The sequence below is a fragment of the Leclercia sp. 29361 genome (genome assembly GCF_011290365.1).
Classification (GTDB): domain Bacteria; phylum Pseudomonadota; class Gammaproteobacteria; order Enterobacterales; family Enterobacteriaceae; genus Enterobacter; species Enterobacter tamurae.
The window spans coordinates 3,386,627-3,400,238 of sequence record NZ_CP049786.1 but is presented as its reverse complement, the minus strand read 5'-3'; the positions used below and the strand labels follow the sequence as shown (position 1 = coordinate 3,400,238).

Sequence of the window (13,612 nt, the reverse complement as noted above, 5' to 3'; positions counted from 1 at the left end):
ATTGTTTGTATGGTGGGGGTTTTGGTCGATTTCGTTCGTGAGGGTGGAGGCTGGTTCTGGTCGAAGTGGTGTCCCCTGCAGGAATCGAACCTGCAACTAGCCCTTAGGAGGGGCTCGTTATATCCATTTAACTAAGGGGACAAAGCGGCACGAGTATAACGCCATTTATACAAGGCGTTAAGCTCGCCACCGCCTGACTGCTTAAAGTGTCGCCATTCAGGCCGAATTTTTATTCTCTTCCGCTTCCTCCTGCCGGGCCTGCTCTTTGGCTTTGATCTCGGCTTTGCGCTTATTCGACATATCGTTACGGATTTGCGCATGGCTCAGCAGGGCAAAAATAAAGGTGCCGCCGCAGATATTGCCTGCCAGGGTAGGGATCGCGAAGGGCCAGAAGAACTCGCTCCAGTGGATGGTGCCGTTAAAGACCAGATATAAAATCTCCACCGTGCCCACCACGATATGGGTGGTATCGGCCAGGGCGATAAGCCAGGTCATCAGAATAATAACCACGATTTTGGCCGATCCGGCAGAAGGGAACATCCACACCATGGTGGCGACGATCCAGCCGGAGATGATGGCGTTAGAGAACATTTCGAGAGGGCTATTTTCCATCACCCCGGTGCCGATTTTCACAAACGCGTCGCGGGTGGCCTCGTCAAATATCGGCATATATTCAAACGCCCATGCCGCCACGCCGGTACCGATAATATTACCGAATAACACCACGCTCCACAGGCGCATCAGCAGGCCGAAATTGCCCCATGTCGGGCTCTGCATCACCGGCAGTACCGCGGTGACGGTATTCTCGGTAAACAGCTGTTGGCGCGCCATAATCACGATAATAAAGCCAAAGGTATAGCCGAGGTTTTCCAGTACCATCCCGCCGGGGATGCCTTCAAACTGAACGTGAAAAATCCCTTTGGCCAGAAAAGAGGCGCTCATTGATAACCCGGCGGCGATAGCCGACCACAGCAGAGCCATGGCATCGCGTTCCAGCTCTTTTTCACCGTCCTGGCGAATATGTTCGTGGATGGCCATGGCGCGGGAGGGGAGGTGGTCCTCATCGACCTCAATCTTCTTTCCCCGGCGGTTCTCCTCGCTTTCAACTTCCAGCTCTTCAGTGTGTTTGTCTAATTTCTCTTCTTTGAGTTCGTCCATTGTGGTGCTCCTGATGTGACTGATACCCATAAGCGTAGCGGTTTTTATCTCATCGCCCGTGGGTATGCTCTTAAATTCCTGTTATGGCAATAAACGCGATACATCCCCGGCTAAGGCCGTATAAAATTGCCAGCCTAACGAAAACGTAAAGCCAGGCTATTCTGAGATCATAAAGAAGGTGCTTTATTGCCCCGATTTGTGGTCGTAGACATCAGTAAGCGTGCTGATACAATCACTTGCACATTTACAGACGGAGCGCGAAAGCGCCAGTACGGATGGCTTTTGGTGATAGCCATACTTAACAGGGAGAAAGATATGAAACTTCGGCTGTCGGTGGTTGCGCTGGGCACCACGTTGCTGATGGGCTGCGCCAGTTCTGGCGAGCAACAGGGGCGCTCCGATCCTTTGGAAGGATTCAACCGCTCCATGTATAACTTCAACTACAACGTGCTGGATCCCTATGTGGTGCGTCCGGTTGCGGTGGCATGGCGTGACTATGTTCCACAACCTGCCCGTAACGGGCTGAGCAACTTCACCAGCAACCTTGAAGAGCCTGCGGTGATGGCGAACTACTTCCTGCAGGGCAATCCCTATCAGGGGATGGTCCACTTCACCCGCTTCTTCCTGAATACCCTGTTAGGGATGGGTGGCTTTATTGATGTTGCCGGAATGGCGAATCCGAAGCTGCAACGCGAGCAGCCCCACCGTTTCGGTAGTACCCTGGGTCATTACAATGTAGGTTACGGCCCGTATGTCCATTTACCGTTCTACGGCAGCTTCACCCTGCGTGAAGACGGTGGTGATGCGGTGGATACCCTTTATCCGGTGCTGTCATGGCTAACCTGGCCGCTGTCGGTAGGTAAATGGACGTTGGAAGGGGTGGAGACGCGCGCACAGCTGCTGGATTCCGACGGCCTGCTGCGTCAGTCCTCCGATCCGTACCTCATGGTGCGTGAAGCTTACTTCCAGAACCATGACTTTATTGCTAACGGCGGCAAGCTGAAACCGGAAGATAACCCGAACGCGAAAGCGATCGAGAATGAACTCTCCGAGATTGATGCGGAATAAAAAAGAAAAGGTGAGCACGAGGCTCACCTTTTTTTATCGCTACCTAATTAGAACGCGTAGTTAAAGTTGGTCCCGAACAGCCACGCCTTACCTTCGGAAGTGAAGTTATACGCCGCTGCGCCTTCGCCCTCGGTGAAGCTCACTTTCTGACCATGCATGTAAGATGCGCCAACGTCGATAGAGGCATCATCGTTAAAGGCGTAGGACATACCGGCGCTCAGCCACAGACGGTCCTGATCCGGAATAGAGATAGAACGCTTGTTGGCCGGAACCGGGCTGTCATCAAAGGCGATACCGGTGCGGAAGGTCCAGTTCTTGTCGTAGTAGTAGGTGGTACCCAGCGCAATACGGTACGCGTCCTTAAAGCTTTCTTCTTTATAGAACAGGGTTTGATCGTTGCTGCCGGTGGCCTTCAGCTCCTGGAACTGGCTCCAGCTGGTGTAGGTCAGGCTGTAGTGGACAGCCCACTGTGGCGCCACCAAGTTATACCCGGAGACTTCCCACATTTCTGGCAGATGCAGCGACAGAGAACCACTCTCGGTGCGACCACCAGTGCCTGACGGAAGACCCATACTGCCCAGGATGCTGTTCAGAGCCGGGTTGATGGAGCTCTTATAATCGCCCTCGAAGTCGATTTTCACTTCTGAACGGTAGGTCAGACCCCAGCGGTTATTTTTATCCAGCTCGTACAGGATACCGGCGTTCCAGCCGAAGCCCCATTCGTCGCCTTTCAGGTAGGCAATCTGATCGTCAGGTTCGTTGATACCATTCAGGTAGGACGGCGGTACACGGCCGGTCAGCTGACGTGACAGCAATGGACCCAGCGAACCGGCATAACGCTCAATTTTGGCTCTCGCGTAAACGGCATCAAAGCCCACGCCAAAGCTCCAGTTGTTGTCGAGACGATAAGCCCCGCTCAGGTTCAGGTTGAGGGTTTCCAGATCGGTTTTACCGCCATAGATACCTGCCCCGTAGCTATCGTTAAATTCGGTTGCCAGACCGTAGTTGGAGGTAACAGACGCACCCCAACCAAACTGGTCGTTGATTGGCATAACAAAGTGCACGTTAGGCACCCATGCAGTAGGCGCGATGTTGTCCTGGTTTGCACTTTGTCCTGTTAAGGCGGAGTTACCCGTGACGTTCACATCAGGATCGATATAAACGGCACCGATAGAGAAAGTCGGGCGATCGAACATGGTGATCAGCGCCGGGTTACGGCTCGCGTTCCCTGCGTCATCAGCGATGGCACCTTCCCCGGAATAGGCGCGGCCCAGCCCTGAGGAGGAGAACTCGTTAAGCTGAAAGCCCGCTGACCAGGCGGAGGTGGAGACGATTGCCACTGCGATTGCGAGCGCAGTTTTTTTGAACAGGGTTTTCTGGCTCATGACCATAACCTCATTGAGTTATTTTTATTCAATATTTGTTACACACCGTAACAGGAGCGCGAAGTGTAGGGTCTGTGGTAACACTTAGAAATCAGACCAGTGGCGAGAGTATAGGTCTGACCAGATAGAATGTTGCAAGTGTGTTTATTAATATTTACTGATATGTTTTTCGAAACGGGATCTGGTTGGCAAAATTGTGACCAGTTCGCTTACTCCGAACGGGTGATTTTTGTTTTAGATCATTTTTACGTGTGATATTGCTCACTTACCCGCGTTTACGCCATTAACGACTGGAGCCCCTCCCGGGCGGGGCGTAAAATATCAGCATTGTGTCTATTTCGCGCCGTGCGCGACTACAGAGGAAATCTACTATGAGTAAATGCAGTGCTGATGAAACCCCGGTTTGCTGCTGTATGGATGTGGGTACCATCGTGGATAACACGGATTGCACCGCCTCTTACAGCCGTGTCTTCGCCAGCCGTGCTGAAGCCGAAGAGACGCTGGCAGCCCTCACCGCGAAAGCACGCGGCGTGGAGTCTGAACCGTGCGACATCTCTTCCACCTTCACCGAAGTGGACGGCGGGGTGCGCCTGGACATCGACTTCGTGTTCAGCTGCGAAGCTGAGTCCCTGATTTTCCAGCTCGGTCTGCGTTAATTTCCCTTCAACGCCTCTATTCATGGGGGCGTTTCGTTTGTGCTCTGTGGCTTCGCTCGCAATTTTTCTTCTCCCCGATTGGCTAATGTAAAAATTTGGTTAAGACTGTTATCAGGTCAGACCACTTTGCGTATTTGTTAGTCACAGGGGAGCGTTATGAGTCAGGCATTACCGCTAATCACCCGTCAGGGGGATCGCATTGCCATTGTCAGTGGATTACGCACGCCATTTGCCCGTCAGGCGACGGCTTTTCATGGCATACCTGCAGTCGATCTGGGAAAAATGGTCGTAGGGGAGTTACTGGCTCGCAGCGAAATACCGCCCGAGGTGATTGAACAGCTGGTCTTTGGCCAGGTGGTGCAAATGCCGGAAGCGCCCAATATCGCCCGTGAAATCGTGCTGGGTACCGGAATGAATGTCCATACCGATGCCTACAGCGTCAGCCGTGCCTGCGCCACCAGCTTTCAGGCGGTGGCGAACGTCGCGGAAAGCCTGATAACAGGTACCATTCGCGCCGGGATCGCCGGCGGGGCCGACTCCTCATCCGTATTACCCATAGGCGTCAGCAAAAAACTGGCCCGCGTGCTGGTGGACGTCAACAAAGCCCGCACCACCGGGCAGCGCTTATCGCTTTTCTCGCGCCTGCGCTTGCGCGATCTGCTCCCTGTGCCGCCTGCCGTCGCCGAGTACTCCACCGGCCTGCGGATGGGCGACACCGCCGAACAGATGGCGAAGACCTACGGCATCACCCGCGAACAGCAGGATGCGCTGGCACACCGCTCACATCAGCGCGCCGCTCAGGCCTGGGCCGAAGGCAAGCTGGCGGGAGAGGTGATGACCGCCTACACCCCGCCATACCGCGAGCCGCTCAGTGAAGACAACAATATCCGCGGCACCTCAACGCTGGCGGATTACGCAAAACTGCGCCCGGCTTTCGATCGCAAGCACGGCACCGTGACCGCTGCCAACAGTACGCCGTTAACCGACGGCGCGGCGGCGGTGATCCTGATGACCGAATCCCGCGCTAAAGAGCTGGGCCTGACTCCGCTCGGTTATCTGCGCAGCTATGCCTTTACCGCCATTGATGTCTGGCAGGACATGCTCCTGGGGCCAGCCTGGTCCACGCCGTTGGCGCTGGAGCGTGCCGGGCTGACGATGGCCGACCTGACGCTTATCGACATGCATGAAGCCTTTGCCGCCCAGACCCTGGCCAACCTGCAACTGCTGGCCAGCGAACGCTTTGCCCGGGATGTGTTAGGCCGGGCCCACGCGACGGGCGAAGTCGATGAGAGCAAATTTAACGTGCTGGGCGGCTCTATTGCCTACGGTCACCCCTTTGCGGCGACCGGGGCGAGGATGATCACCCAGACGCTGCATGAGTTACGCCGTCGCGGCGGTGGGTTTGGCCTGGTAACCGCCTGCGCGGCGGGTGGCCTGGGTGCCGCAATGGTTCTGGAGGCGGAATAATGGAGATGACAACAGCGTTTACCCTGCATGTGCGACTGGACAACGTGGCGGTAGTCACCATCGATGCACCAGGCGAAAAGATGAATACCCTGAAAGCCGAATTTGGCGGTCAGGTGCGCGCTATCCTCAAGCAGGTGCGTGAAAACAAAACGCTTCGCGGGCTGGTATTTATCTCGGCCAAGCCGGACAACTTTATTGCCGGGGCCGATATCAACATGATTGCCCGCGCGAGCAGCGCCCAGGAAGCGGAAGATCTGGCCCGTCAGGGGCAGCAGATCATGGCTGAAATTCATGCCCTGCCGATCCCGGTGATTGCGGCGATCCACGGCGCCTGCCTCGGCGGCGGTCTGGAGCTGGCGCTGGCCTGTCACGGGCGGATCTGTACCGACGACGGCAAAACGGTGCTGGGCCTGCCGGAAGTGCAGCTCGGCTTGCTGCCCGGCTCGGGCGGCACCCAGCGTCTGCCGCGGCTGGTGGGTGTCAGCACGGCGCTGGAGATGATCCTCACCGGCAAACAGCTGCGTCCGCGTCAGGCCCTGAAGGTCGGGCTGGTGGATGAGGTTGTTCCGCCGTCGATTTTGCTTGAATCCGCGGTTGCGCTGGCCCTGAAAGACAAACCGGCCGGGCGTCGCTTGCCGGTACGCGAGCGCGTGCTGGCAGGTCCGCTGGGCCGGACGCTGCTGTTCAGAATGGTGGCGAACAAAACCGAACAAAAAACCCAGGGAAATTACCCGGCGGCAAAACGCATTCTCGAGGTTATCCATATTGGTCTGACCCAGGGCAGCAGCAGCGGCTATGCCGCAGAAGCTAAAGCCTTTGGTGAGCTGGCGATGACCCCGCAGTCGCAGGCGCTGCGCAGCATTTTCTTTGCCAGCACCGAGGTAAAAAAAGATCCCGGTAGCGAGGCGGAGCCTGCACCGCTTGAGGCCATCGGCGTGCTGGGTGGCGGGCTGATGGGAGGCGGTATCGCCTTCGTGACCGCCAGCAAGGGCAAATTACCGGTGCGGATCAAAGACATCAATCCGAAAGGGATCAACCACGCCCTGCAGTACAGCTGGCAGCTGCTTGATAAGAAGGTCAAACGCCGCCATATCAAAGCCAGTGAGCGCGATCGCCAGCTGGCGCTGATCTCCGGTACCACGGATTACAGCGGATTCCGCCATCGCGATGTGGTGATTGAGGCGGTATTTGAAGATCTGGCCCTGAAACAGCAGATGGTGGCCGAGGTCGAAGCGCATTGCGCGCCGCATACTATCTTTGCTTCTAACACCTCATCGCTGCCAATTGGCGATATTGCGGCCCAGGCCGCGCGTCCTGAACAGGTGATCGGGCTGCATTTCTTTAGCCCGGTTGAAAAAATGCCGCTGGTGGAAGTGATTCCTCACGCCGACACCAGCCCGCAGACCGTCGCTACTATTGTAAAGCTGGCGAAAATGCAGGGTAAAACGCCGATTGTAGTGGCGGATAAAGCCGGGTTCTACGTTAACCGTATTCTGGCCCCTTACATCAACGAAGCCATGCGCCTGCTGATCGAAGGGGAAAAGGTTGATCACATTGATAATGCGCTGGTGAAGTTTGGTTTCCCCGTTGGGCCAATCCAACTTTTGGATGAGGTGGGAATCGATACCGGCACTAAAATTATACCTGTGCTGGAAAGTGCTTACGGGGAACGATTTAGCGCCCCTGCAAACATTGTTTCTGCAATTTTGAATGACGATCGCAAAGGCAGAAAAAATGGACGTGGTTTCTATCTTTACGATCCAAAAGGGCGTAAAAGCAAGAAGCAGGTAGACCCGGCGATTTATGGGCTTATTAAGCCCACCGGCGAGGGCAAATTATCTGCGACACAGTGCGCAGAACGCTGCGTGATGATGATGCTCAACGAGGCGGCGCGCTGCTTTGATGAGCGGGTGATTAAAAACGCTCGCGACGGCGATATTGGCGCGGTGTTTGGCATTGGTTTTCCACCTTTCCTGGGTGGCCCGTTCCGCTATATGGATAGCATTGGCGCGGGTGAAGTTGTTGCGATTTTACAACGACTGGCTGTGCAATATGGGCCGCGGTTTACACCGTGTGACACATTATTGCAGATGGCGGATCAGGGGCTGCGATTTTGGCCAGCAAAGGAAACTGACCCGGTAAATTAAGGTCAAATAAGAGTAAATCCGCCGTTGAAGGGTCTGGTCCTGTCTAATTTATAAACTGACATTGACTATACTTACGCCGTTGAGGTAAAAAACAGCGTTTCATTCAACGGATGGATCAGGCACAATGCCCGGCCATCGGGTTTTCTACCTCGTGATGTGTTCACGCGGGGTGTTAACACCGGTGATCCTGGTCAACAAAAGCGGTGCAATATGCAAGTTTTTATCATGCGTCACGGTGACGCGGCACTCGATGCTGCCAGTGACTCTGTTCGTCCTCTGACGCCTTGCGGCTGTGACGAGTCCCGTCAAATGGCAACCTGGCTGAAAGGGCAAAAAGTGGATATTGAACGTGTCCTCGTCAGCCCGTTCCTGCGTGCTGAACAGACACTGGACGTGGTGGGGGAGTGTATGAACCTGCCTGCCGGCGTCGATATCCTGCAAGAGCTTACCCCTTGTGGCGATGTAGGTCTGGTCAGTGCCTATCTTCAGGCCCTGAGCAGTGAAGGCGTTACCTCTGCGCTGGTGATTTCCCATCTGCCGTTAGTCGGCTACCTGGTCTCTGAACTCTGCCCGGGCGAAACGCCGCCGATGTTCAGTACCTCTGCCATTGCCAATGTCACCCTCGATGAAACGGGTGTCGGCGTGTTCAACTGGCAGATGAGCCCCTGCAATCTGAAGATGGCGAAAGCTATCTGACGTAAACCACATCCAGGCGGGTAGCCTCAGCCACCCGCCTGCCTGTCAGGGCAGCTCAGGCGGTTGCCACTCTTCAACTTCAATCAGCACCAGCAAGGCGGCATCTCCGCCGTACTCTTTGGGTGCCTGATGAAAAGCCATCACGTGCGGATGCTGGGCAAGCCACAGCGGCGTTTGCTGCTTCAGAATATGCTTCCCATGACCGTGCATCACGCAGGCGCAAAACAGATGTTCCCGGCGACAGGCGGCAATCAACGCTCCCAGCTCCTGCTTGGCCTGCATCTGGGTCAACCCGTGCAGATCGAGAAACAGCTCCGGCGAATAATCCCCGCGACGTAATTTTTTCAGCTCGAAATGGCTCACATCCGCGCGCACATATTTTACCGCGCCCTCGGTGTTCAGCAGCGGCTGGAACTCATCGGAAAAATAGTGGCTGGCGTCGGCCTGCTCCTGGATTAACCGTTTTACCGGTACTTCACTCACTTTTTTGCGTATCGGAGGGTGGACGATGGTGTCCTGCTTGATTTTACGCGTGCCGGTCATCAGCTGACGAAACAGCGTTTGATCCTCCTCGCTCAGCGATGTTTTCTTTTTCATGGGTCCGTCTCATCTCTTATTTCCGACAGTGTACCTGACTCGCCGCACGGCAAAACGCATTTTTTACCCGCAAGGCGTTAGCGACAATGCTGATTTATCGCCGTCTTCGTGGCACACTAGCCGCCGAAAATTTAGCGAGCATGCCCTGGAGAACATAGTGGATAAAATTTTTGTCGATGAAGCGGTGAATGAGCTGCAAACCATTCAGGACATGTTGCGTTGGGCGGTCAGCCGTTTCAGCGCGGCCAATATCTGGTACGGTCACGGCACCGATAACCCGTGGGACGAGGCGGTGCAGCTGGTGCTGCCATCCCTCTATCTGCCGCTGGATATTCCGGAAGATATGCGCTCTGCGCGCCTGACCTCCAGCGAGAAACACCGCATCGTTGAGCGCGTGATCCGCCGCGTCAACGAACGTATCCCGGTCGCCTACCTGACCAATAAAGCCTGGTTCTGCGGACATGAGTTCTTTGTCGATGAACGCGTGCTGGTGCCGCGCTCGCCGATCGGTGAACTGATCAACAACCAGTTTGCCGGTCTGATTGACCATCAGCCGGAGCACATTCTGGATATGTGTACCGGCAGCGCCTGCATCGCCATTGCCTGCGCCTACGCCTTCCCGGATGCGGAAGTGGACGCGGTGGACATCTCCTCTGATGCGCTGGCGGTAGCGGAACACAATATTGAAGAGCACGGCCTGATCCATCACGTAACGCCGATCCGTTCCGATCTGTTCCGCGATTTGCCAAAAGTGCAGTACGACCTGATCGTCACCAACCCGCCATACGTTGACGCAGAAGATATGTCCGACCTGCCGAACGAATATCGCCACGAACCTGAACTGGGTCTGGCGTCCGGCTCTGACGGCCTGAAGCTGACCCGCCGCATTCTTGCCTGCGCGCCGGATTATCTGACCGACGACGGCATTCTGATTTGTGAAGTGGGTAACAGCATGGTACATCTGATGGAGCAATATCCGGATGTGCCGTTCACCTGGCTCGAGTTCGACAACGGTGGCGACGGCGTCTTCATGCTGACCAAAGCGCAGCTTCTCGCCGCGCGCGAACACTTCAGCATCTATAAAGATTAATCCAACGGGCTTCGGCCCGTTTCACATTGCGCAAACACAGAAAGCTCAAACACAGAACAACGAAAACGGAGCCGTGATGGCAGGAAACAGTATTGGACAATTATTCCGCGTGACCACCTTTGGTGAGTCGCATGGTCTGGCGCTGGGTTGCATCGTTGATGGCGTACCGCCAGGCATCGAACTGACTGAGGCCGATTTACAACACGATCTCGACCGCCGCCGCCCCGGGACATCGCGCTACACCACCCAGCGCCGCGAGCCGGATCAAGTCAAAATCCTGTCAGGCGTCTTCGAAGGACGCACCACCGGCACCAGCATTGGCCTGCTGATTGAGAATACCGATCAGCGTTCGCAGGACTACGGCGCCATCAAGGACGTGTTCCGTCCGGGCCATGCCGATTACACCTACGAGCAAAAATACGGTTTCCGCGACTATCGCGGCGGCGGTCGTTCTTCCGCCCGTGAAACCGCCATGCGGGTTGCCGCAGGCGCTATCGCTAAAAAATATCTGGCGCAGAAATTTGGCATCGTGATCCGCGGCTGTCTGACCCAGATGGGCGATATCCCGCTGGCGATCGAAGACTGGGATCAGGTCGAACAGAACCCATTCTTCTGCGCGGATGCCTCAAAGCTGGAGGCGCTGGATGAACTGATGCGCGGCCTGAAGAAAGAGGGCGACTCCATCGGTGCTAAAGTCACGGTGGTGGCTGACGGCGTACCGCCGGGCTGGGGTGAGCCGGTCTTTGACCGCCTCGATGCCGATATCGCCCATGCGATGATGAGCATCAACGCGGTGAAAGGGGTAGAGATTGGCGACGGTTTTGACGTTGTGGCCCTGCGCGGCAGCGAGAACCGGGATGAGATTACGAAAGAGGGCTTCCAGAGCAACCACGCGGGCGGCGTGCTCGGCGGGATCAGCAGCGGGCAGCAGATTGTTACCCATATCGCGCTGAAACCGACCTCCAGCATTACCGTACCGGGGCGCACCCTGAACCGCGCGGGCGAAGAAGTCGAGATGATCACCAAAGGGCGTCACGATCCGTGCGTCGGGATCCGCGCTGTGCCGATCGCAGAAGCGATGCTGGCGATCGTGCTGATGGATCACTTCCTGCGCCAGCGCGCGCAGAATGCGGATGTGACGACTCCTCTTCCACGCTGGTAACCATGAAAAAAACCGCAATTGCTCTGCTGGCGCTGCTCGCCAGCGGGGCCTCGCTGGCGGCAACGCCGTGGCAGAAAATCACTCACCCGGTTGCCGGGAGCGCCCAGTCGATTGGCGCCTTTTCCAATGGCTGTATCGTCGGTGCCCAGGCGCTGCCGCTGCAGTCCGATACCTGGCAGGTGATGCGCACCGATCAGCGCCGCTACTTTGGCCACCCGGATCTGGTGCTGTTTATTCAGCGACTGGGCAATCAGGTGCATAACCTGGGGCTGGGCACGATGCTGATTGGCGATATGGGCATGCCTGCGGGCGGACGCTTCAACAGCGGCCACGCCAGCCATCAGACCGGGCTGGATGTCGACATCTTCCTCCAGCTGCCAAAAACGCGCTGGTCATCCTCCCAGCTACTGAAGCCGCAGGCGCTCGATCTGGTCGCCAGCGACGGTAAGCGTGTGGTGCCGTCGCGCTGGTCGCAGGACGTTTCCAGCATGATCAAGCTGGCGGCGGAAGATAACGAGGTGACGCGCATCTTCGTCAACCCGGCCATCAAGCAGCAGCTCTGTGAAGATGCCGGAACCGACCGCGACTGGCTGCGCAAAGTGCGGCCGTGGTTCCAGCACCGGGCACATATGCACGTCCGCCTGCGTTGCCCGGCAAACAGCCTTGAGTGTGAAGATCAGCCGTTACCGCCGCCAGGCGATGGCTGCGGCGCGGAATTACAAAGCTGGTTTGAGCCAGCGAAACCTGGACCCACCAAGCCTGTGAAGAAGACACCGCCGCCGTTGCCGCCTTCCTGCCAGGCGCTACTGGATGAGCATGCCCTGTGATGGACCAATTTACCGAGTTGTTTATGGTGTCGCCGCTGCTGCTGCTGGCACTGTTTTTTATCGCCATGCTGGCCGGATTTATTGATGCCCTGGCCGGCGGCGGCGGGTTACTGACCGTTCCGGCGCTGCTGGCGGCGGGGATGAGCCCGGCCCAGGCGTTGGCGACCAACAAGCTGCAGGCCTGCGGTGGGTCGCTCTCCGCGTCGATCTATTTTATCCGCCGTAAGGTGGTGAGCCTCGCCGATCAGAAGCTCAATATTCTGATGACCTTTATCGGGTCGACCTCCGGGGCGCTGCTGGTTCAGCATGTGCAGTCCGACATCTTGCGCCAGATTTTGCCGATCCTCGTCATCTGTATTGGTCTCTACTTTTTGCTGATGCCAAAGCTCGGGGAAGAGGATCGCCAGCGCCGCCTGCACGGTCTGCCGTTTGCCCTGATCGCGGGTGGCTGCGTCGGCTTCTATGATGGCTTTTTTGGCCCGGGTGCCGGGTCGTTTTATGCCCTGGCCTTTGTGACCCTGGCCGGGTTTAACCTCGCCAAATCCACCGCTCACGCCAAGGTGCTGAACGCCACTTCTAACCTCGGCGGCCTGCTGCTCTTTATCATCGGCGGGAAGGTGATCTGGGCAACCGGCTTTGTGATGATGGCCGGACAGTTTATGGGCGCACGGGTAGGATCGCGCCTGGTATTAAGCAAAGGGCAACAGCTCATCCGTCCGATGATTGTCATTGTCTCGGCCGTCATGAGTGCCAAACTTCTTTATGACAGCCACGGACAGGAGATCCTCCACTGGTTGGGGATGAACTAATGAACAGTACGCATAAATATGAACAGCTGATCGAGATATTCGACGGCTGTTTTGCTGATGATTTTAATACCCGTCTGATTAAAGGCGACGACGAACCGATCTATCTTCCTGCAGATGCTGAGCTTCCGTATAACCGGATCGTCTTTGCACACGGCTTTTATGCCAGCGGTTTGCATGAAATATCGCACTGGTGTATTGCCGGGAAAGCGCGTCGCGAGCTGGTGGACTTTGGCTACTGGTACTGCCCGGACGGACGTGACGCGGCGACCCAGGGACAGTTTGAAGATGTGGAAGTGAAACCCCAGGCGCTGGAATGGTTGTTCTGCGTGGCGGCAGGGTTCCCGTTCAACGTCAGCTGTGACAACCTCGAAGGCGACTTCGAGCCAGATCGTATTGTCTTCCAGCGCCGCGTTCACGCGCAGGTGATGGACTATCTTGAGAACGGCATCCCGGAACGTCCGGCGCGCTTGATCAAGGCTTTACAGAATTATTACCACACGCCGGAGATCACGGCGGAATGCTTCCCGTGGCCGGAAGATCTTTAATAGAG

Annotated in this window: 13 protein-coding genes and 1 tRNA gene; 10 read left to right on the top strand and 4 right to left on the bottom strand. The window is 56.5% G+C overall.

What is annotated here, in order from left to right; genetic code table 11:
- Positions 1 to 66 precede the first annotated feature (66 nt).
- Positions 67 to 141 (bottom strand) — tRNA-Arg (locus G7090_RS16230).
- Positions 142 to 216: 75 nt separating this feature from the next.
- The gene (locus tag G7090_RS16225; protein WP_166183088.1) at positions 217 to 1,158 is read right to left on the bottom strand and encodes a formate/nitrite transporter family protein; all 942 of its coding nucleotides are present in this window, start codon (positions 1,156 to 1,158) and stop codon (positions 217 to 219) included.
- Positions 1,159 to 1,473: 315 nt separating this feature from the next.
- Between G7090_RS16225 and mlaA the strand changes: the two genes are divergently transcribed.
- Entirely contained in the window at positions 1,474 to 2,226 is a 753-nt protein-coding gene (mlaA, locus tag G7090_RS16220) for a phospholipid-binding lipoprotein MlaA (protein WP_106994704.1), read from the top strand.
- A 47-nt stretch (positions 2,227 to 2,273) separates the two neighbouring features.
- On the opposite strand, the gene fadL is transcribed toward mlaA, so the two are convergent.
- Positions 2,274 to 3,611 (bottom strand): long-chain fatty acid transporter FadL, encoded by a 1,338-nt coding sequence (gene fadL, locus G7090_RS16215; protein ID WP_166183086.1) that lies wholly within the window; start codon positions 3,609 to 3,611, stop codon positions 2,274 to 2,276.
- Between the two features lie 371 nt (positions 3,612 to 3,982).
- On the opposite strand from fadL, the gene G7090_RS16210 reads away from it, so the two are divergent.
- From G7090_RS16210 to sixA, 4 genes are all read left to right on the top strand, one after another.
- Complete coding sequence (locus G7090_RS16210) at positions 3,983 to 4,267, top strand: YfcZ/YiiS family protein (RefSeq protein WP_106994706.1); 285 nt, start codon at positions 3,983 to 3,985, stop codon at positions 4,265 to 4,267.
- Positions 4,268 to 4,423: 156 nt separating this feature from the next.
- Positions 4,424 to 5,734 (top strand): acetyl-CoA C-acyltransferase FadI, encoded by a 1,311-nt coding sequence (gene fadI, locus G7090_RS16205; protein ID WP_106994707.1) that lies wholly within the window; start codon positions 4,424 to 4,426, stop codon positions 5,732 to 5,734.
- A complete protein-coding gene (gene fadJ, locus G7090_RS16200; RefSeq protein WP_166183084.1) occupies positions 5,734 to 7,881 on the top strand; it encodes a fatty acid oxidation complex subunit alpha FadJ in 2,148 nt (715 codons plus the stop codon). Before fadI ends, fadJ begins: the two co-directional genes overlap by 1 nt.
- Positions 7,882 to 8,091: 210 nt before the next feature.
- A complete protein-coding gene (sixA, locus tag G7090_RS16195; protein WP_106994737.1) occupies positions 8,092 to 8,577 on the top strand; it encodes a phosphohistidine phosphatase SixA in 486 nt (161 codons plus the stop codon).
- Positions 8,578 to 8,622: 45 nt separating this feature from the next.
- Here sixA and smrB read toward each other — a convergent pair whose 3' ends face one another.
- The gene (smrB, locus tag G7090_RS16190) at positions 8,623 to 9,174 is read right to left on the bottom strand and encodes an endonuclease SmrB (protein ID WP_106994709.1); all 552 of its coding nucleotides are present in this window, start codon (positions 9,172 to 9,174) and stop codon (positions 8,623 to 8,625) included.
- Between the two features lie 157 nt (positions 9,175 to 9,331).
- Between smrB and prmB the strand changes: the two genes are divergently transcribed.
- The 5 genes from prmB (at position 9,332) to G7090_RS16165 (ending at position 13,607) form a co-directional block, all read left to right on the top strand.
- Positions 9,332 to 10,264, top strand: a complete 933-nt coding sequence (gene prmB / locus G7090_RS16185; protein ID WP_106994710.1) for a 50S ribosomal protein L3 N(5)-glutamine methyltransferase — start codon at positions 9,332 to 9,334, stop codon at positions 10,262 to 10,264.
- A gap of 76 nt (positions 10,265 to 10,340) precedes the next feature.
- The gene (gene aroC / locus G7090_RS16180; RefSeq protein WP_106994711.1) at positions 10,341 to 11,426 is read left to right on the top strand and encodes a chorismate synthase; all 1,086 of its coding nucleotides are present in this window, start codon (positions 10,341 to 10,343) and stop codon (positions 11,424 to 11,426) included.
- A 2-nt stretch (positions 11,427 to 11,428) separates the two neighbouring features.
- A complete protein-coding gene (gene mepA, locus G7090_RS16175) occupies positions 11,429 to 12,253 on the top strand; it encodes a penicillin-insensitive murein endopeptidase (RefSeq protein ID WP_106994712.1) in 825 nt (274 codons plus the stop codon).
- Complete coding sequence (locus tag G7090_RS16170; RefSeq protein WP_166185399.1) at positions 12,253 to 13,062, top strand: sulfite exporter TauE/SafE family protein; 810 nt, start codon at positions 12,253 to 12,255, stop codon at positions 13,060 to 13,062. The genes mepA and G7090_RS16170 overlap by 1 nt, the downstream gene beginning before the upstream one ends.
- Complete coding sequence (locus G7090_RS16165) at positions 13,062 to 13,607, top strand: elongation factor P hydroxylase (protein ID WP_106994714.1); 546 nt, start codon at positions 13,062 to 13,064, stop codon at positions 13,605 to 13,607. The genes G7090_RS16170 and G7090_RS16165 overlap by 1 nt, the downstream gene beginning before the upstream one ends.
- Positions 13,608 to 13,612 lie beyond the last annotated feature (5 nt).